Genomic DNA, 20,195 nt, shown 5'->3' with positions numbered 1-20,195 from the left:
CTCCATTAGTGAGCTGTTTTTTCATTTCAATATAACCGTTTTTCTTGGTTCGACAAACGGGCAAATTCAATTTCTGGATTTTCGATTTTTAACCAATCAGAAGCAATTCTTTTAAAAATAGCTCTTGAACCTGTTGTAAAGAAACGATGTTGTGGTTTAGTGATGGAAGAATTTAACTTATCCTTATAATCGAGGATGGTGCTAACCTCTTGGGCCGTTTCTTCTCCCGAACTAATCACTGTAACATCAGGTCCCATTTCATCTTGAATAATTGGTCCAAGCAATGGGTAGTGGGTACAACCTAAAACGAGCGTATCAATTTTACTTCCTTTTATTGGTACTAAAGTTTCAGCAACCACTTTTCTTGCAACACTACTTTGGTATTCAAAGCTTTCCACAATAGGAACAAACTTAGGACATGCAAGTTGGATAACATCTACTTGATGGTTGATTAATTTTAACTCACGAATGTAGGCCTCGCTCTTAATCGTCCCGATCGTTCCTAAGATTCCAATTTTCCCACCCTTTGTTACTTTTAAAGCCGCTCTTGAACCAGGAGCAATAACGCCTACAACCGGAATATCAAGCAGCTCCTGAAGTTCCTCCAGGACAACTGCAGTAGCCGTATTACACGCTATTACGAGCATTTTTATATTTTGCTTGATTAAAAATCCAGCCATTTGTAAAGTGAACTTTCTCACTTCATGTTTTGGCCTCGGTCCATATGGGCATCGGGCTGTGTCCCCTACATAGTAAATAATCTCATTAGGCATTTGCCTCATAATTTCTTTTGCGACTGTTAATCCGCCAACTCCCGAATCTATGACTCCTATTGCTTGTTCCAAATTTCCCCGCCTCTTGTCTAACATAGGATCTAGCTGCTTATATCGCTTTAGACTTTATCAACTCGATTGAAGCATACTATTTTCTAATTTTTTTTCATATCTTGATGAAGTTTTGCCAAATGCCCACTGAGTTTTATCACCTCGTCAGGCGAAAAGCCTGTAAGAACATCATTAAGATATGCTCTCCGCTGGCGTATAACTTCACCAATAATTTTCTTTCCTTTTTCCAATAAATGAATCCTTACAACTCGTCGATCATTAGGATCCCTGACACGCATAACCAGTTCTTTTTTCTCCATACGATCAATCAAATCGGTTGTTGTACTGCATGCTAAAAACATTTTATTCGATAACTCCCCAATTGTCATGTCCCCACTTTCTGACAACCATTGTAACGCAATAAATTGAGGAGGAGTAATTGAAAAATCAGTTAATATAACGCGACCCTTCTGTTTTATAATCCCAGAAATATATCGAAGGTGTCTTTCCAACCCCGCAACTACATCTTCATCGTGCTGTTGGAGTCTATCATCTATCGTCATGAATAGCAACTCCCTCTATCCTTTTAATTAATTGTCTCTTTTTTTCAGTGAAATATCAAGCAGTTTCTCAAACAGTCCTTGTCACCAACCCTAAACGCTTTTGAAGCATTTGTACTATTCATGAATCTCCGCGGGCTGAAGTCCAGGGATGTTTTCAGCTTAATCACAGAAAAAGCTTGAATCAATTATGTTCCAAGCAATACGTTCTATATATCCATCTAAAATTTTATTTTGAATTTAAAGGGAGCTCTAATAAAAATCTATGATTTCTGCTATCTGTTTCAAGCCAGACCTTTCCACCTTGTAACTCGACCAACTCTTTAACTATCGCTAGCCCTAACCCACTGCCTCCATATTGTCTATTTCTTGATTGATCAACACGGTAAAAGCGCTCAAATAGCTGATTCCTCGCTTCTTCTGGAATAATTTGCCCTTTACCTGAGACTGCTAGTACATAGTGATCTACTTTTACGTATCCAGATATAGTTATGATCGTGTCCTCTACTGCATATACGATCGCATTATCAATCAGATTTCCAAGAATTTGCTTTATAACATGCTCAGAAATTGGTAGAGTAGCTTTTTCAATTGAAGTATGGAGGGTAAGATCTTGTTCTTTTAGTTTAACTTTATATATAGCAACAAGTTGTTCAACAAGAAAGTGAATAGCCGTGTTCTTATCCGTGTGAACAGTCATCCGCTTCTGCCATTCATGCTCAGAAAGATGATATAATTGCTCAATTAATACTTTTAATCTATCTGCTTCTCCATGCAGAGATGAAATTGTCTTTGGATCTGCATCGATTACCCCATTTTTTAGAGCCTCTAAATACCCAGTTAGATTGGAGAGAGGAGTTCTAACTTCATGAGCTAGGTCAGCTGTCATTTGATTGCGAAGATCCTCACTCCGTTTTAGCTTATCCATAAGTTGATTAAAATTTGTTGTAAGTTCACCAATCTCATTGTTCGCTCCAACGGGAACATATTGCATTTCTTCCCCTTCACTAATTCTTTTTGTCAAATCAGATAAGCGCTGTACAGGAACGATAATCCTTTTTATCCATTGGTAATGCACGATAACCGCGACAAAGAAAGCTATCAAACTTACTCGAATTAAATAGTAATCCATAGTACTATCGAAATTAGCTTGTTTAAAGGATCCTGAATCATCTAGTTCCTCCGCTAAAAAACAGGCGAACTCCTTAACGGAAACACCTGCTATAATAATAACAAGTGCAATTACTACTAAATTAATGATCGTTAACTCCCAAAAAATCTTCGTGCGCGATATATGTTTAAGTTGGCTCATTTTCGATGACAAACTTATACCCCACCCCTCTAATAGTTTGAATCATTATGGGGGAATCAATCTCGTTTCTAATTTTCTCACGTATATTTTTTACATGCACGTCAATCGTTCTTTCAAATATATCCTTTTCATGCAAAGGATATAAGGTTTGTAAAAGCTGATCCCGTGTAAGAACTTGGTTAGGATGGTACATAAATTCTTTTAAAATAGCAAATTCAGAAGGAGTTAAGTGAAGCCTATTTGTACCTTGCCAAATCTCATGTTTTTTTGGTTTAAGAGTCAAGTTTCCCCGCTGGATTTTCTGACAATGATGGCTAGCTCGTCTTAACACTGTATTTATTCGTGTTACAAGTTCCTCCGGACTAAATGGTTTTGTGACATAATCATCCGCACCCATCTTTAATCCTTTAATCCGCTCTTGTTCATTGATTTTTGCAGTAACCATAATGATAGGAACATCACTTTTGCATGTATTTCTAATGTATCCGCACACCTCTTCCCCCGTTATTTCAGGAATCATTAAATCTAATATGATAAAGCACGGAGAGAATTTATGAAAATTATCTATTGCTTGTTTACCGGTAGATGCTGTTACTACGTGGAAACCAGCTTTTTTCAAGTATATCGCCATTAAGTTTTGCAACATTTGATCATCTTCAATGACTAGAATTGTCTTTGACATCTATATTCACCTTTTAGCGGAGTTTATTTACTTCATTTTCCATCCATTCGTATGTCATTGGACCAATTATCTTTTGTTGGATAATGCCGTCTTTATCGATAATATAGCTCGTTGGGATCGCGTACGCTCCGAATGAATTCCCGACCTGGCCGTTTTCATCTAATGGAATGGTGAAATCAATTTTAAATTCATCAATAAATTTTTGAATATTATCTTTATTTTTCTCTGCAGACGTTAGATTAACTGCAACAACTGCTACATCATCTTTGTAACGTTCGTTAAGTTTTTGCATATCTGGCATTTCTGCCCGACATGGAGGACACCACGTCGCCCAAAAATTTAAAATAACTGTTTTCCCCTTATATTCTCTCAGATCGAACAGATCACCACTCAATGTTTGCAGTTGGATATCGGGTGGTATTTGTCCCTTATTAAGTCCGACCTCACCTTGGTTGTCCCCGTTATCATTCAAAACGATATTATCATAATTGATTAAACTATTCAGCTGATCTTCATCAGGCAATGGGTAAGCAGCTTCTTTGTTGTATTCCTTATACAAAAAAACTCCTATAAAAACCGCAATACCAATTAAAAGAGTCACTTTCCATTTCACAGTTTATCCCCCCTCGTACTATATGTCAAAAATGGTAAATCCAGCAAAATAGGCACTAATCCTCGTCAATTGACCTGAAAAAATCAATAATCCCAGTATAATCATGATTGAACCGTTGACTATTGAAAACTTTCCTAAGTAACGATTAATTAAGCGAATAATGCGAAGCGATTTTGTCATCATGAAAGAAATCAATAAAAATGGTATAGCCATTCCTAGTGAATAAACACCTAACAGCAAGATTCCCTGGGTGAATGTCGTACTTGCACTTGCAAGCAGAAGAATCGACGACAAAGTCAAACCAACACACGGAGTCCAACCGCTGCCGAACGCAATCCCAATCAACAGCGAAGAAAACCAGTTTTTCGGTTTATCCAACTTATGCTCCCATTTTTTATCCTTCATTAAAAAAGAAAACTTAAAAACTCCTAACATTTGCAGACCAAACACAACAATAAAAATTCCACTTATATGTTCAATTAATTTTCTATTCGCTTGGAAAAGTTGACCTACTAAAGTGGCTGATGCACCCATTACTATAAATACCAAACTAAAACCTAAGACAAAAGCAACAGATCGTTGAAATAGTAAATGTTGATCTACTTGTAATTTTTGATTCTGAATTCTTCCTCCTGTTAAATGAGATAAATAAGCCGGTAATACAGGAAAAATGCATGGAGAGAAAAATGACAGCAAGCCCGCTCCTAATGCAAGCAAAAATGATATCTCCATTTTCAAGCCTCCTCTTTTTATATTAAAAACAGATATTACATATAGTGTGATCAAGTTTTGTTAAAGTTTTATTAAGAACGGTATTCTCATGAAATCTGTTATTTACTAAGTTGGTTATTCTAAACTTGTAATTATTTGCATTAATCTTTCTTTACTCACTGGACCAACTAGTCGATAACGAATTATTCCATCTTTATCAACGATAATGCTTGTAGGGATTGTCTGTATCTTATAAATCTCATCCACTTCACCCTCAAGGTCATAAATAACTGGGAATGTCATATCGTATTGGTCGATAAATTTTTCAACATGGTCCACACTTCTTTCAAGATTAGTTAAATTAACAGACAAAACTTCGAAATCTTTATCCTGATATTCCTCGTAGAATTCCTGAATATGCGGCATTTCAGCACGACATGGTGGACACCAACTTGCCCAGAAGTTAATAAAAACAATTTTTTTACGATAATCCGATAAAGAGATTTTTGCTCCATTTCGCGTTTCAAGTTGAAAATCTACAGCCTTTTGACCAGATTGAACCCCAACATCCACTTGATTAGTAGTTACATTAGATCTTTCTTTACCAATGACATATTGGTCTAGGAAAAAGACGCCTATCGAGAAAACTAGCAACAAATATAATATTTTTTCTTTCATTTATAGCTGCTCCTTCTTTATAGCAGTCATATTAAAAACAATGGAGAGTAAAGGAAATAATAAAAGAAGTACCAAATCGTTAAAGTTAAAATTGTTAGGGATTTGGAATACGAAAGCATATACAATCAATATGCTACCGGCTTTTGTTTGTAAGTTCTCCGTATTTTTTTCCCACAGCCAGATCAGAAAAAGTATAAGAACAAAAGCATATGCAATCAGCGTAAGAATATTTTCTTCGTTCACATATCCGTTTAGCAATACATATAATCCATTTCCTACAGTCCCCCAAAGTAAAATCACTTCACTCAGCGGGGTCCAAAGATCTTTCTTTTTCGCTTTTATAATTAAGTAAATAACGGATATTATCATTCCTAGAAAAAAACCCTTAGTTCCGCCAGAAAAATAAACAATAGCCAATAACTGACTTTTCACAGTCGGAAAATCAAAAATGATGACACTGAACTTCCAAACCCCTCCCCAAATAAAGAGACTATTGACAGTAATGTCTAGACTCTCCTTCAATTCTGGATGAATTCTTTTGAAAATACGGATAGTCACCCATCCTCCAACAAGTGATATAAGCGCTAATAGCCATTGAAGTGGAAGCGTCAACGCGCCAAATTGGATAAATTGCAAAAAGCATAACCTCCCAAAACTGTCCTCATTTTATTTTGAACATCGTTTGTTAAGGTTTGATGAAGAAATAAAAAAGTGATGGAGTACTAGTTTTAAAATAGAGAAAGCGATTTGTCGACTAATCCTAATCGACAAAGAAGGCACCAGAAACTATATAACTCCCCCTTATAAATTTGCTGATAAGCCTAAAAAAACACTTAGATAAGTTTTTAGCTTATCTAAGTGTTTTTTGTGATTAACAGAACTACTTTACTTCCCCAAAACGGGAATTTCTCCGATTCGTAATCGCGCACAACCGTAAGGAACAAGCTCAATAGTTTCTATTGGTGTATTTGGATATGTCTTCGGATTGAGGGGTGGTGCCGCTGCTGAATTTTGCTTCATTACCCAGTTCGATAAAGCTTTTCCTTTTGTCTTTAACTTTATTGGAGCAGTATTTTGCTGGTATGGTTGCTGAGAGCATTCACCTAATTCAACTTCAAATTCCGGATTATTAACTAAGGCATACCGCCATGCTGTTGTCGGGTAGACTTCCCAATCATGAAATTGCTCACGTTCATGGACACAAATCCAATTTTCACCAATTGGCAATACATACACAAGTGGGCCGCGATTGACACTTACCGCATTATTATTACGTTCTTCCAATTTTACTTCCATCGGAAAAACCAATTCAATCTGATCATCGTTTTCCCATTCTCGCTCAAATCGGGCAAACCCTTTTTCAACATGAAACTTGTGAGACGCCCCATTTACGGTAATTTGCGGATTGCTACACCACTCAGGAATACGCAATAAAATAGGGAAGGTTGCCTTTTCAGAAATATTTATATGAATCATTACTTGTTCACGGAATGGATAATGACTTTCGACTGCCAATTCTACTTCTACATTCTCTGAAACGCTCGTTTTCACATGACAGGGCGCATAGGAAACCGCCGTTAATCCTCCATCACGTGTAGCCATCCATAAGCTTGATGTCAATTTCGGCCACCCTTGATGCATATTCGACGTACAACAACCAAAATGCGGCTCCAAGCCAAACATATTAGCTTCTGGTCCGTTTGACCATGGCCGTTTGGCAAGATTGCAAACGACTTGATTCACCTGTTGATCATACTGATGAGAATCCCATTCTGGTGAAATAGTAGCGGGAAGTGCATTGAAAGCAACTTTTTCAAGAATATCTCCGAACATGCCATCGCCCAGAATTCGAATAAGATTTTCCATACTAAACATATATTCCACGACAGCACATAATTCAACACCTTGGCTTGGATGCGTCCCTGAAAGCCATTCGTCTCCAGAGAACATTCCATGAGCTTGACCATGATAAGTCATTAATTGCTCAATCCCCTTATAAACAGCTTCTTTCTCCCATTCATTCCCCGTTTGACGATAGAAAACAGCCGGTGCTTTAATTCCCATTGCCACATTGACAACATGAATACGATGATTCCATTCTGTTTGTTTTCGCCGATACGGAAATTCGTCAAAAATATTACTCCATTCAATCGTTTGTTTCCGAACAATCTCTGCAAGTTCAAGGAGTTCAATGTTTCCCCTCCTTTCATAAAGCCAATGAATCGATAACAGTAAATCGGCTCCACGGGCTTGATGCCATTCACGCAACGGGAAGTCTGGAAGAAATTTCTTCAAATATATCAAATACTTCTCCATAAAAGGGATCACTCTTTGATCATTTGTCACTTCCTGATATTGTGTAAGTACTTTTAACATAATGAAGTCTTGCCACCATTCCTGCTCATCCACTCCTGGCTTCTTAGCTGATGCTGAATCGGTCGGACCAAATGATCCATCGTCACGTTGACTAGAAAGGGTCCATTCTATCCAAGGTATGACTTTTTCTATCAAATGTTTATCATCCAATAGGTAAGCCAACGGGAGCAATCCATCTAAATAATAAGGCCCTCTCTCCCAGCTTTCCCCCGTTCCTCCTAACCAACCACTATTGGGACCAAGATCTTCCCATTGCTCATCCAAGTGTCCTGTAAAACCATTTGCTTGAATTTGTAATTGATCTCTAAGCCATCCTCTAGGCTTAATACTTCCAAGTGGCAGAGGATAAAATTCAGTTTCTGTCAATTTTAATTTTTTACCATTTGCCATAAACACACATCCTTTCTTCAAAATTATCACTATATTTACTTCTACGAATCTATTATATTGTTATTATAAAAGGGAGATAATACATGAAGTGAACAATAAATTGCATTATCGTAACATCCATCGGAGGTAATGTTTATGCTACAATTAACCGCTCCACCTTTACCTACACTATTAGGAGCAGGTGAAGATACATACAATACCGGTCAATCACATCCAGATCGTAATCAGATTGGCGTTTTTGATTTGCTAATAGTTACCCGAGGTTGTTTAACAATGGGTGAAAATCAACAAGAATATCAGATACAGGAAAAATGCGCTTTCATTCTTTATCCGGATCGCCACCATTTCACTTTGAATCCTTGCACAGCTACAACCCATTTTTATTGGTTCCATTTTACAACGGCAAATTCATGGATAGAATTAAAGGAGCCATTGCAGAAACGGGCGCAAGAATATGAGATGAGCGATAATCAAAATCCGTTCATTGAACATCCATTTTCAATACGGCTTCCGAAACTTTGTGAAATCCAGAATTGGAATACTGCTGAACTCCTCTGTAAACAAATTCTTTCAAGTGAACATGAATCTACCAACTCATGGGAATGGAAAAGGCAGATTCTATTTCATCAATTGTTACAAGAAATTGCTAATACTGCTCAGTTGGAACATCATTTACCTTCGCTTGCAATAGCAGAACGGGCTGCGGCCTACTTGAGGAAACATTATTTTCGAAAGGTAACCTATAAAGAGCTTGGAAAGGTATTACGATATCATCCTAATCATATTGCACGTTGCATGATGAATACATTCGGCTGTTCACCGATTGATTATCTAAATGGCATACGATTGGAACAAGCAAAAATTCAATTAGTTTCAACAAATATGAGCATTGAAAAAGTCGCTGAAAATTGTGGTTTTTTGCAAACTGCATATTTTTGTAGATTTTTCAAGAAGAGAGCTGGGCTTTCACCTAGTGAATTTAGGCAGCAGTATATAGGTAAGTAGAATTGCGAGGTTAAAAGAATTAGTAAAAACACTTGGATTCGTATGAAAATCCAAGTGTTTTTACTTACAAAAAAAAGGTCTTATTAAATAGAGCCATTTTATGATTCGGTATACGAATAGTCAATCGGAATGGTTCCACCTGACCATACTTTTTTTGCCGTCCATTCTGCTTCTCCTTGCCAAAACGCATCTTCGTATGATAGGCCAAGCGGAAGGAATACAGTTGAGCAGAGATAAAGACTGCCCGTGGAAATATAACCTTCCCCCAATTCAGGTTGATGACCGCAAAGCCCGATTTGGAGCCATCCATCTTCATCAAATGTTTCAGGCATTTCGATTACTCTGCGAATGACTGCTGTTAGTGCACACCTTACTTGTGCTGGTTCAAGATTACTCCCAAGCCTTTGTTGCAATGCCATTTGCGCAAGATGTTGAAAAGCTCCAAAACGATAGGCAATCGATCTCCCTATGACTGGGAATGTTCCTTCAGGAGAAATGCTTCTCTCTTGAAGAACCGCAAACCTTTTCGCTCTTTCCATAATCCTTTCTTTCATCGCTTGCCAATCTGGGGATTGCTTACAAACAGTTTCAATGATATCCACTAACATGGGCTGAATGACATAGCTATTATAGTAATCTGCATGGAACTGTGGTCCATCTCCATAAATGCCGTCACCAACATACCATTGTTCATGTTGTTTTAAAGCAAAATCGATTCTCATTGGGTCCCACGTTTCTCCCATTTTATATAAAGCTGTTTCGATCATGGCGGAGAAAAGCAACCAATTATTAAAATATGGCTTTCGAGTCCTTGTAGCCCTCAGTGCCGTTATTACGTTTTGTTGAATTCTAGCATCCAACTTTTCATATAACTCATTCGGAGCTCTCAAAATGGCATGTGCCAGAAAGGCTGTATCAACAATTGGTTGATGGCCTTCGGAAAAATTCATGTAATCTGGCGAATTAGGATCCGTAGCTGCGTCTAATCCTTCTCTCGCAAGTTTCGCATATTGAGTACGTAATTGACCTTCCTCTCCGCCTTCAGGACCCGTCTCCAACCACGGTGCCATTCCACATAACAATCTAGCAAATGCCTCCAAATGACTATACTGGTCTCGGTCTAAAAGCTTTCCTTCTATCAGCATTTTTTGTTTTAATTCTCGGTTAGCAAGGGATCGTAGAACAGGATCGGCAATTTTACACATTGTTTGAAGCCAATACTCACGATCAGTTTTTGCCTTCGTCATCGTTAACCACCCTTTAAAAAAGACTTAAGCCATAATTATTGCTTTTTCTTTTGTAATCTCCCATTTTAACTCTTGCCCAGTAACAAAGCGCTTCAATTCCTCTAACATATACGCCCCCATCCGTTGACATTCACCAGATAAGGATCCCGCAATATGTGGTGTTAAAATCACATTTTCTAATGAGTAGAGAGGCGACCCTTCCAGCGGTGGCTCTGGGTATGTAACATCTAGGACAGCAAAGAGATCAGGCCTAACCTTAAGCACTTCGATCATTTCTGCTTCATTCACAATCGCACCTCTTGATGTGTTAATAAACGTTGCATTTTTCTTCATAGAAGAGAAATGCTGCCCAGTAACAAGACCTTCTGTTTCTTTTAGCCATGGCGTATGTAGCGAAACAACATCTGATCTGCTGAAAACTTCCTCAAGGGAACATAATTCCACATTCAGTTTGTCCGCCTCTTCCTGCGAAACAAAAGGGTCATACGCAATAACTCGAACATCAAATTGCTTCAATAATTCGCAAACTCTTCTCCCAATCATTCCAAGAGAGACGATGCCAACTGTTGAACCATATGCGCCTGGAACATCTACCTTTTGAATGTACTTCTCTTGTGTCTTCGATTGAACAACGTAATACCAGCCACGTTTTAATGAAAATAAAATTTGCGAGAGGGTGAATTCCACCACAGGCTCAGCATTAGCAGCGTAAGCACTTGTAATTTTAATCTGGCGATCCCAAAATTCATCCGTAACGATGTATTTAATGGTTCCCGCCCCATAAAAAACAGCTTTTAAATTGGGAGCAGCATCTAATAGGTCTTTGTCGAATTTTGGTCCTCCCCAACTAGTAAAAATAACATCAGCATTTTCTAACAAATCTAAGTTCTCTCTGATTGTTTGCCTCGTTTGCGGAGGAGCGTATATATTAACTAACTTTCCGATTTCCTCATATGTACTTCCATAAATCAGTTCAAAATCATCTAAAATATATAAGCCTTGCAGCATTCTGAATCCCTCCTTTTTGATGAATGGAAATAAGGGAGAAGGAATGATTCCTCTCCCACCTCATTATACATGTTCAAGATAACGTTCTTTCATTAAACTGAGAACTTCGTCACCGGGAGTATCCCAAATCTTTTGGTTGAAAATTTCAACCTCGATCGGGCCGTTGTAACCAGCTTCTTCTACAGCCAAGCGGATCGGACGTAGATTAATAACCCCATCTCCCATCATTCCGCGTCCCATTAATAGATTAGGAGTTGGCACAATCCAGTCCGATACATGATAGCCGAGGATTCGACCTGTTGCACGCGAAATTTGTCGGAATAAATCTGGGTCCCACCAAACATGGAAAACATCAACGATAACTCCCACTTCATCTGGTGCATATTGTTCAGCAAGATCATTCGCATGAGCCAAAGAAACAATCACAGATCTTTCTGCGGCATACATCGGATGTAGAGGTTCAATTCCCAATTTCACTCCGCGTTCTTTCGCATACGGAACAAGTTGTTCAATGCCATCCGCTACCATTTTTCTGGCAGCTACTAAATCTTTGTCAGGCGCCGGACCGCATACCAAAACTAAAACATCTGCACCAAGTTCTGCTGCCTCATCAACAGCCCTACGGTTATCATCTATACGTTTTTGGCGTTCCAATTCTGTGGCAGCCGGAAACATCCCTCCACGACAGATACTCGAAACCTTAATGCCGGCATCTTGAACAATCCTTTTACTCTCTTTCAAACCAATTTCTTCAATTTTATGGCGCCAAATAGCAATCCCAGGTACTTCAGCCCGAAGACACCCATCAACAGCTTCTTTTAAACTCCATTTATCTGTTGTAATTTGATTCAAACTTAATCGATTAATTGTTTGTAATTGACTCAACATTCTTTCCCCCTAAACGATTCCAGATAGTTCCGTAACAAGCTTCATTCTTTTTGCAGCAAGTTCCGGATCTACTAATAATCCGGCCTCATCAGCCAATACGAATAGTTCGGACAGATGAATCAATGAACGCGAACCTTCTGCCCCCCCAATCATTCGGAAATGGGATTGATGGCCGTTTAAATAAGCCATAAAGACAATCCCTGTTTTATAGGAATAAGTTGGAGCCTGGAAAATATGCCGAGAGAGAGGAACAGTCTTTTCCAAAATAGAATGATATTTTTCGAAATTTCCTTTATCAAGTGCATGAAGAGCAGTTGATGCTGCAGGTGCAATCGCATCAAATATTCCAAGCAGTGCATCACTATAGCCGTATTCATCACCTTGGATCAGTTCTGCATAGTTAAAATCATCACCTGTATACATTCGAACGCCCTCAGGTAATTTCCTGCGCATCGCTATTTCTTTCTGCGCATCTAAGAGAGAGATTTTTATACCATCAATTTTATCCGCATTGTTTTCGATAATGCGAAGACAAACATCCATCGCCTTGTCTAAATCCTGATGACCCCAATATCCTGTTAAAGCAGGATCAAACATACACCCTAGCCAATGTAAAATCACCGGTCGTGATACGCTCTGTAATATATGTCCATAAACTCGTTCATAATCTTCTGGCCCCTGCGCAACAGCTGCAAGTGCCCTACTCGCCATTAAAATAATTTGACCACCCGCAGACTCAACAAATTCACATTGTTCCTCATAAGCAGCTATTACATCTTCAATTGTCACGTCTTTTCCAGGTAATAAATGGTCAGTACCCGCTCCACACGCAATTTTACCACCAACAGCTCTTGCTTCTGCAACTGATCTTAAAATTAGCTCTTTCGCCGTTTCCCAACTTAAGCCCATACCTCTTTGGGCCGTATCCATTGCTTCTGCAACAGACATCCCTAGAGACCAGAGATGTCTTCTGTAAGCCAAAGTGTCTTCCCAGTCGATTTGAGCGGACGAAAGGGGATCCGTGTTAGCCAACGGATCGGCAACTACATGAGCTGCCGAAAACGCTACTCTACTTTTGAAGGGTGCTTTTGACAACTCAAAGGTAGGAGCTGAGCTTAACTCGTAAGCGAAAAGAGAACGGTCCGCTCTCGGTAAATTTATAGAAACCATTTTCTTCTCCTCCTTAAATCGTTAAATCTGGCACTTCAATCCAACGTCGTTCTGCTGCAGATTGAATTCCCAGGTCAGATAACTGAGTTCCTTTGGCTCCTTCTAGTAAATCCCAAGGGAACGGCTCATCTGCTACTAAATGTTTCAGAAAGTACTCCCATTGGATTTTAAAGGCATTTTCAAACACTTGATTATTCGGTACTTCCGACCATTGTTCTGTAAAATTAAATGGGTTCTCAATGTCTGGATTCCAGACTGGCTTTGGCGTATTAACACGATGTTGAACTTTGCAATCACGTAAGCCTGCAACAGCACTTCCTTCCGTACCGTCAACTTGTACAGTCAACAAATCATCACGATTCACTCTAACCGCCCATGATGAGTTGACTTGAGCGATAATTCCTCCTTCTAATTCAAAAGTTGCGTAAGCAGCATCATCTGCTGTACATTCGTATTCATTTCCTTGCTCGTCGACTCGTTTTGGAATATGTGTTGTAGCCAAACACGATACCGCTTTCACTTCACCGAAAAGATTATCCAAAACATAGCGCCAATGAGCAAACATATCAACAATCATACCGCCGCCATCTTCTTTTCGATAGTTCCATGAAGGACGTTGTGCTTCTTGCCAATCGCCTTCAAATACCCAATAGCCAAATTCCATACGAATCGATAAAATCTTTCCAAAAAAGCCGGAATCTATTAATCTTTTTAATTTCAATAGACCAGGTAAAAATAATTTGTCTTGAACAACGCCGTTTTTCACTCCAGCATCTTTTGCTAACTTAGCTAATTCCAATGATTCTTCTAGACCAGTTGCTGTCGGTTTTTCACAATAAATATGCTTTCCAGCCGCAATTGCCTTCTTAATACTTTCGGCACGGCGAACTGTCGTTTGTGCATCAAAGTATACTTCATCATCTGGATTTGCTAAACACTCTTCTAAATTTGTACTCCAGCGCTCAATATTGTGAGCATTTGCTAAAGCTTGTAATTTTTCCGCGTTTCGTCCTACTAAAATGGGATCAGGCCAAATTGTATCGCCATTAGCGAGTTGCACTCCACCTTGTTCTCTAATAGCTACAATTGAACGAATAAGATGTTGATTTGTCCCCATTCTACCTGTTACACCATTCATAATTATGCCAACTCTATGTTTCATTCTAAACCCCTCTTTCTTCATCTGTCGTTACTAGTATTTTATAAGTTAATAAAACTTCAGTCTTACGAATATTAGAATTCTATTCTCAATATTGGAACTCGTTTTTATTTCTGATAAACTCTATGTATATGAAGCGATTGTTACAGGAGAGAAAAAGATGACACTTAAGAATATACAACTACCTTTATATGGTGCTTTTTTATATGAAAGCAGGCATAAAGAAGATGATGTCATTCATATTCACCACCACTCCATTCATCAAATCCTATATGCAATTGAAGGTGTGGGGAAAATATCGATTGATGGGCGTGAATATGACATATCTCAAGACGAGGTTGCCTTTATTGCCCCTCATTCTCAACATTCTATTTACTCTCATTCTAGTCTTACATTGCTCGTCCTTGCGTTTGACATAGAAACATTAGAGTTCTTCGATGGAAATGAGTTGAAGAATCCATTTTTTCAGCAATCACAATTTTTCCAACCAGATGTAATCGCCAGCAGTGAATTGCGACAGCATTTGAGAAAAATGCTTTACGAACAATCTAGTGAAAATCCCTTTTCAAAATGGGCTTTAAAAATCCACTTGCTTCATGTTTTACTTACAATGACCCGGCTGGCAGAAAGAACTCAAGTCCAGGATGCGAACAGTTTGCGGACGGAAAAGATAAAAAACTATATTGATACCCATTATTACGAACCATTAACATCAAAGGATATTGCTGTAAAACTCGGGATTAGTTCCCGTTATATCAATACTATTTTCAAAGACAATTACCATAAGACTCCTATGCAATATTTAACAGAAGTTCGTATTGAAAAAGCAAAAAAACTATTATTAGATACGGATAAAGAAATAATCACAATCTGTTTTGAAGTTGGCTATGAGACGATTTCAACTTTTTATCGAGCGTTCAAAAATACATTGAACATGTCTCCAAATCAATATCGCAATATGAATAATCCGTAGACGAAAGGCTGCCTAATAATGGCAGCCTCTATACTTAAACAGAATTGGACTCAACAAGGGTTCTCATATAGTCTGCATACTGCGGAATGGCAATTTCAGGTTCCTCAATATTTGGCCACCAGACTTTCTCCCATTCTAGTGTATAATATCCATCATATTTCTTTTCTTCTAATAACTGATAGATTTGCTTTAAAGGGATATCTCCTTCACCCGTCAAGCAAAGCTGGTAGCCGCGCGGGGTTCCCTCTTTTAGATAAGAATCCTTCCAATGAGTATATTTAATCCGCTCACCTAGAACATTCCATGTCGTTTCCGGATTCTCCCCCACCATACGATAGGGATGATGAACATCCCACAACACTTGAAGATAGTTTGAATCCGTTAGATGTAATACATCACGAACATATTCACAATTTGTCCAACTATCATGGGTTTCCAACAGTAATGTGACATTATATTCCTCTGCCACTTTAAGTAGCTGATTCAAATTATGCTTTACAATTTGAATTGCTTCCTCACGGGAAGTCTCGCCAATCCCCCCGCCAAAAACACGAACGTAAGGAGTATTAAACTCTCTACACAATCTTCCGTACTCTCTTAATTCAGCCAAGTAATTATCAAGTTCAGCCTCCGAATTTGTAAACAATCGTACAGAACTTGAAAAACACGGAATTTCAAGCGATGCTTCTTCAAATTGCTTTTTCGTTTTTTCGAGTTCAGAAGAAAATTCGGGTAATTTATATATTTCCATTTCCCCTAAATAGCCCCGAAAGTCCACACCGTCATAACCGCACTCAACAGCCTTAGAAATAATGGTTTCCATATTCCAATTGGGACAACCTAATGTAGTAAATGCGAGCTTCACTCTATCCCCCCTCATGTATTTGCAACTACTATTCTTTTATCGAACCGATCATAACACCTTTCACAAAGTACTTTTGCAGGAATGGGTACATAAAGAGAATAGGTAACGTTGCCACAATAATCGTAGCATATTTAACGGTTTCCCCGATTGGATATCGATCTCCACCACCAACCCCGGTAATAAAGCCATCCGTACTGTTCGTAATGAGGATTTCACGCAAAACAAGTTGCAATGGCCATAAACTATTATCGCGTAAATAAATCATTGCACTAAAATAGGAATTCCAATGTCCTACACCATAAAAGAGAATCATAACCGCTATAACTGGTAATGAAAGCGGTAAAATAATTTTAAATAGAATTGTAAAATCATTGGCTCCATCGATTCTAGCCGATTCTTCCAAACTCTCGGGTATTCCTTTAAAGGATGTTCTCATAATGATCAAATTCCATACACTGATTGCATTCGGAATAATCAGCGACCATCTTGTATTCATCATCCCAAGTTCATTTATCAATAGATAAGTAGGGATCAATCCTCCACTGAAAAACATTGTGAAAACGATCATCATCATTATTGGTTTCGCTAACATTACATTTTTACGTGAGAGTGCATAGGCCCCGATACTCGTAAGTAATATATTGACAGCTGTTCCTACAACAACATAAAAGATCGTGTTCATATATCCAATCATAATCATCGGATTTTCAAAGACTAATTTATAAGCTTTAAATGTAAAACCTAAAGGCTTATAAAGAATGCCAGTGTTTTGGGCTAAAAGACCTGGATCACTGATTGAAGAAAATAATACATATAAAAAAGGATATAAAGTAACAAGAATTAAAACAATCATGAATAACACATTACAGAAATCGAATAATCTTTCACCTAGGCTTTGTTTAATTTTCATAAGTATCACACTCCTTACCAGAGACTGGTTTCACTAACCTTTGCACTAATTCGATTCGCCAACACGAGTAATGTCAGGTTGATAATAGCATTAAACAAACCGACTGCTGCACTGAAACTAAAACTTGCTTCCAAAATACCTTTTCGATAAACATAGGTAGAAATAACATCCGCTGTTTCATATGTTAAGGGATTATACATCAAGATAATTTTTTCAAAACCAACACTCATCATGGAACCTATTTGGAGAATCAGCAGGATAATAATGATTGGAGCAATTCCAGGAATCGTTACATATAGAGCTTGTTTGAAACGACTTGCACCATCGATTTTTGCAGCTTCATAAAGTTCAGGATTAATATTGGACATAGCAGCCAGGTAAATAATGGAGCCCCACCCAATTCCTTGCCAAATACCAGACCCAACATAGAGTGTTCGAAACCAGCTTGATTTTTGTAGGAAACCAATAGGTTCTATTCCAAATAAACCAAGAAACTGGTTAACTAGGCCGTTTAGTGAGGTGAAGTCTACTAACATACCTACAACAATAACGACAGATATAAAATGGGGTAAATAACTAACTGTTTGAACAACACGTTTAAACCACATTTTTCTAAGCTCGTTTAATAATAACGCTAAAAGAATTGGTGCCGGAAAGGCAAACAACAATTCATAAAAATTGATTAAAAAGGTGTTACGAATTAAACGCCAAAAATGAAAGCTCTGAAAAAACTCAGCAAAATGGGCAAAGCCAATCCAGTCACTATTCCATATACCTTCTGAAATATTGTAATCTTTAAAGGCAATTTGCACCCCATACATCGGACCATAATGGAAAATTAAATAATAGAGAACTACTGGTAAAACCATAATGTAAATATATTTATTTCGATTGAGGTCTTTACCTAATCTCTTCCAGAACCCTTCCTTTTTCCCGATTATGGGAGGACTATTCAGATTATTCGTCTGCGGTCTAACTGTCTCCATATTTTGATACCTCACTTCAAACAATTTATGTAACCAGTCAGGGAAAATATTAAATATATTGAAATGATAAGCGCCTCGTCAAAAATGACGTAAGCGCTTATCGTTAATATTTAGCGATTATTATAACGCTCCAGAGCTGCTTGTTGAATTTCAATCGCTTCGTCTATTCCCATAGACTTAATTGTTTCTGTAAATTCGTCAAATTTATCAAGAGATACTTCTCCCATGATAAATTTGTTAATCATTTCAGAACGGTATGTGTTGATATCACTCATGATCGATGCATATTTGGAACTCTCATCTTGAGTAGGAGTCACCATTGGCATAATCCGCTCATTAGATCCTTTTTTCCATTGTTCAAGAGCTTCTTGCTGTGCAGGCATGGATGTATACTGTTCAGCATATTCCTTTGCTTGGACAAAAGGTCCACTCCAACCAGCCGGAACAAACATAGCCAATCCTTCTGACATCGATTTACCATCCGGATTATTCGTAATAACCTCTGTATACGTTGGATAGCCATCAATCATTTCATAGCTTTCGCCTTCAATCCCAAAGTTAAACAGCTTAAATCCATCTTCACCATACTTATAATCAAGCCATTTCACTGTTTCCACAATATTTTTATTAGAAGTTGTAATAGCAGCACCAACACCATTATAGTTGTTTTCACCTAGGTTGAAATTGGGAACATCGCCTTTATTGATAACCGGATATGGAGCACCCGTTAGATAGAAATCAGGATCATCATCCTTAAGTTGCATATAACGCAAGATACTACTACCCGAGTAACCCATTAAGGATCCAAGTTGGTCATTTGTTACTTTTGCATCTTTCAATGCATCATCTGTTGCAACATATTCCGGATCAATTAAGCCCTCTTTATACCAGTCCTGGAAGAGTTGCAAAAATTGCTTATACTCCGGTTGGATAGGTCCATAGTTCACCTTACCGTCCACTTGGTAAAAGCCGTTGGTAATACCGAATGCGCCTACGAATGCATTACCAGTTAATCCGTCTGTACCGATTAATAAAGGAATTTCATCTGCTTCCCCATTACCGTTTGGATCCTTTTCCTTAAACGCTTTCAAAACAGTGTGCCACTCATCAAGTGTTTCAGGCACATCCAAATTCAGTTTTTCTAACCAGTCTTTACGCAAGACAGGTCCATAGAAAGTCAGGTTTAATTCATCTTGCCTTAAGAACGGAAAAGAATAAATACTACCATCATCTGTAGAAATCATTTTTCTCCATTCTGGATGCTCGTCTAAAACTCTTTTAAAGTTTGGAGCATGTTCATCAATATAGTCATTCAATTTAACAATCTTATTATCTTTAATATATTTTTCCGGTCCACCAGGAACAGATGTCCAAATACGCTCGATTACATCTGGCAGTTCACCAGATGCCATCATTAAGTTGAATTGTTGGTCAGCTTCACCAGATGCTGGGTGATCAAACTTAACATGAACGTCAGTAATTTCCTCTAACTTTTTATAGGCACCCATCTCGTTATAATCTTTCAGTGTATCAGGCCGGTTATTTGAAACCCAATAGGATAGTTCCTTAAGTGGAGCTGCCTCCTCATTGCCTTCATTCCCCTGCTGCCCTGATTGATTTGTTTCATCAGAACTTTTACACCCTGATAAAGCGGTTACAATTACTAAAATTAGTAATAATAGAAATACTGATGTTTTTCTAAAAGCCTTCTGTCTCAATTTAGTTGACCTCCCTTATTAATTTCATAATAAATGCCAAACATAAATGCTAACGATCTTCCCTCCCTTTTACAATTTACAGGATGACCCTAAGGTCTTAGCATTCATAATGGCATATAC

20 protein-coding genes are annotated in these 20,195 nt (G+C 38.1%); 2 read left to right on the top strand and 18 right to left on the bottom strand.

Going from position 1 to position 20,195, the window contains the following annotated elements:
- Positions 1-26: 26 nt before the first annotated feature.
- The 9 genes from racE to BN1243_RS01465 all read right to left on the bottom strand — a co-directional run bounded on the left by racE (position 27) and on the right by BN1243_RS01465 (position 8,146).
- Positions 27-845: a glutamate racemase gene (gene racE / locus BN1243_RS01505; RefSeq protein WP_062104519.1), complete on the bottom strand. Its 819-nt coding sequence runs from the start codon at positions 843-845 to the stop codon at positions 27-29.
- Positions 846-928: 83 nt separating this feature from the next.
- Positions 929-1,387 (bottom strand): MarR family winged helix-turn-helix transcriptional regulator, encoded by a 459-nt coding sequence (locus BN1243_RS01500; RefSeq protein ID WP_062104518.1) that lies wholly within the window; start codon positions 1,385-1,387, stop codon positions 929-931.
- Positions 1,388-1,613: 226 nt separating this feature from the next.
- The gene (locus BN1243_RS01495) at positions 1,614-2,696 is read right to left on the bottom strand and encodes a sensor histidine kinase (protein ID WP_230200072.1); all 1,083 of its coding nucleotides are present in this window, start codon (positions 2,694-2,696) and stop codon (positions 1,614-1,616) included.
- A complete protein-coding gene (locus BN1243_RS01490; protein WP_062104516.1) occupies positions 2,683-3,378 on the bottom strand; it encodes a response regulator transcription factor in 696 nt (231 codons plus the stop codon). Before BN1243_RS01490 ends, BN1243_RS01495 begins: the two co-directional genes overlap by 14 nt.
- 13 nt (positions 3,379-3,391) lie before the next feature.
- On the bottom strand, positions 3,392-3,991 hold the full coding sequence (locus BN1243_RS01485) for a TlpA family protein disulfide reductase (protein ID WP_062104515.1): 600 nt from the start codon (positions 3,989-3,991) through the stop codon (positions 3,392-3,394).
- A gap of 18 nt (positions 3,992-4,009) precedes the next feature.
- The gene (locus tag BN1243_RS01480; protein WP_195892061.1) at positions 4,010-4,723 is read right to left on the bottom strand and encodes a cytochrome c biogenesis CcdA family protein; all 714 of its coding nucleotides are present in this window, start codon (positions 4,721-4,723) and stop codon (positions 4,010-4,012) included.
- A 114-nt stretch (positions 4,724-4,837) separates the two neighbouring features.
- Positions 4,838-5,380 (bottom strand): TlpA family protein disulfide reductase, encoded by a 543-nt coding sequence (locus BN1243_RS01475; RefSeq protein WP_062104514.1) that lies wholly within the window; start codon positions 5,378-5,380, stop codon positions 4,838-4,840.
- A complete protein-coding gene (locus BN1243_RS01470; RefSeq protein WP_062104513.1) occupies positions 5,381-6,016 on the bottom strand; it encodes a hypothetical protein in 636 nt (211 codons plus the stop codon). It lies immediately after the preceding gene.
- Between the two features lie 249 nt (positions 6,017-6,265).
- Positions 6,266-8,146, bottom strand: a complete 1,881-nt coding sequence (locus BN1243_RS01465) for a beta-L-arabinofuranosidase domain-containing protein (RefSeq protein WP_062104512.1) — start codon at positions 8,144-8,146, stop codon at positions 6,266-6,268.
- A gap of 135 nt (positions 8,147-8,281) precedes the next feature.
- Between BN1243_RS01465 and BN1243_RS01460 the strand changes: the two genes are divergently transcribed.
- Positions 8,282-9,151, top strand: coding sequence for a helix-turn-helix transcriptional regulator (locus BN1243_RS01460; protein WP_062104511.1), 870 nt, complete (start codon positions 8,282-8,284; stop codon positions 9,149-9,151).
- Positions 9,152-9,249: 98 nt separating this feature from the next.
- Here the strand turns inward: BN1243_RS01460 and BN1243_RS01455 are convergent, their stop codons facing one another.
- From BN1243_RS01455 to BN1243_RS01435, 5 genes are all read right to left on the bottom strand, one after another.
- Positions 9,250-10,398: a DUF2264 domain-containing protein gene (locus BN1243_RS01455; protein ID WP_062104510.1), complete on the bottom strand. Its 1,149-nt coding sequence runs from the start codon at positions 10,396-10,398 to the stop codon at positions 9,250-9,252.
- Between the two features lie 24 nt (positions 10,399-10,422).
- Entirely contained in the window at positions 10,423-11,406 is a 984-nt protein-coding gene (locus BN1243_RS01450; protein ID WP_062104509.1) for a hydroxyacid dehydrogenase, read from the bottom strand.
- Between the two features lie 63 nt (positions 11,407-11,469).
- On the bottom strand, positions 11,470-12,294 hold the full coding sequence (locus tag BN1243_RS01445; RefSeq protein ID WP_062104508.1) for a sugar phosphate isomerase/epimerase family protein: 825 nt from the start codon (positions 12,292-12,294) through the stop codon (positions 11,470-11,472).
- Positions 12,295-12,303: 9 nt separating this feature from the next.
- Entirely contained in the window at positions 12,304-13,464 is a 1,161-nt protein-coding gene (locus BN1243_RS01440) for a dihydrodipicolinate synthase family protein (protein ID WP_084781772.1), read from the bottom strand.
- Positions 13,465-13,477: 13 nt separating this feature from the next.
- A complete protein-coding gene (locus BN1243_RS01435) occupies positions 13,478-14,626 on the bottom strand; it encodes a Gfo/Idh/MocA family protein (protein WP_062104507.1) in 1,149 nt (382 codons plus the stop codon).
- A gap of 91 nt (positions 14,627-14,717) precedes the next feature.
- On the opposite strand from BN1243_RS01435, the gene BN1243_RS01430 reads away from it, so the two are divergent.
- Positions 14,718-15,596 (top strand): AraC family transcriptional regulator, encoded by an 879-nt coding sequence (locus BN1243_RS01430; protein ID WP_230200071.1) that lies wholly within the window; start codon positions 14,718-14,720, stop codon positions 15,594-15,596.
- A 34-nt stretch (positions 15,597-15,630) separates the two neighbouring features.
- Here the strand turns inward: BN1243_RS01430 and BN1243_RS01425 are convergent, their stop codons facing one another.
- The 4 genes from BN1243_RS01425 to BN1243_RS01410 all read right to left on the bottom strand — a co-directional run bounded on the left by BN1243_RS01425 (position 15,631) and on the right by BN1243_RS01410 (position 20,075).
- Positions 15,631-16,461, bottom strand: coding sequence for a sugar phosphate isomerase/epimerase family protein (locus BN1243_RS01425; RefSeq protein WP_062104505.1), 831 nt, complete (start codon positions 16,459-16,461; stop codon positions 15,631-15,633).
- A 28-nt stretch (positions 16,462-16,489) separates the two neighbouring features.
- The gene (locus BN1243_RS01420; RefSeq protein ID WP_062104504.1) at positions 16,490-17,371 is read right to left on the bottom strand and encodes a carbohydrate ABC transporter permease; all 882 of its coding nucleotides are present in this window, start codon (positions 17,369-17,371) and stop codon (positions 16,490-16,492) included.
- A gap of 14 nt (positions 17,372-17,385) precedes the next feature.
- Entirely contained in the window at positions 17,386-18,357 is a 972-nt protein-coding gene (locus tag BN1243_RS01415) for an ABC transporter permease (RefSeq protein WP_062104503.1), read from the bottom strand.
- Positions 18,358-18,467: 110 nt separating this feature from the next.
- Complete coding sequence (locus BN1243_RS01410; RefSeq protein ID WP_062104502.1) at positions 18,468-20,075, bottom strand: extracellular solute-binding protein; 1,608 nt, start codon at positions 20,073-20,075, stop codon at positions 18,468-18,470.
- Positions 20,076-20,195 lie beyond the last annotated feature (120 nt).

Source organism: Bacillus niameyensis (genome assembly GCF_001375535.1).
In the GTDB taxonomy this organism is placed as follows: Bacteria; Bacillota; Bacilli; order Bacillales; family Bacillaceae_C; genus Lederbergia; species Lederbergia niameyensis.
This window is presented reverse-complemented; position numbering and strand designations above follow the sequence as displayed.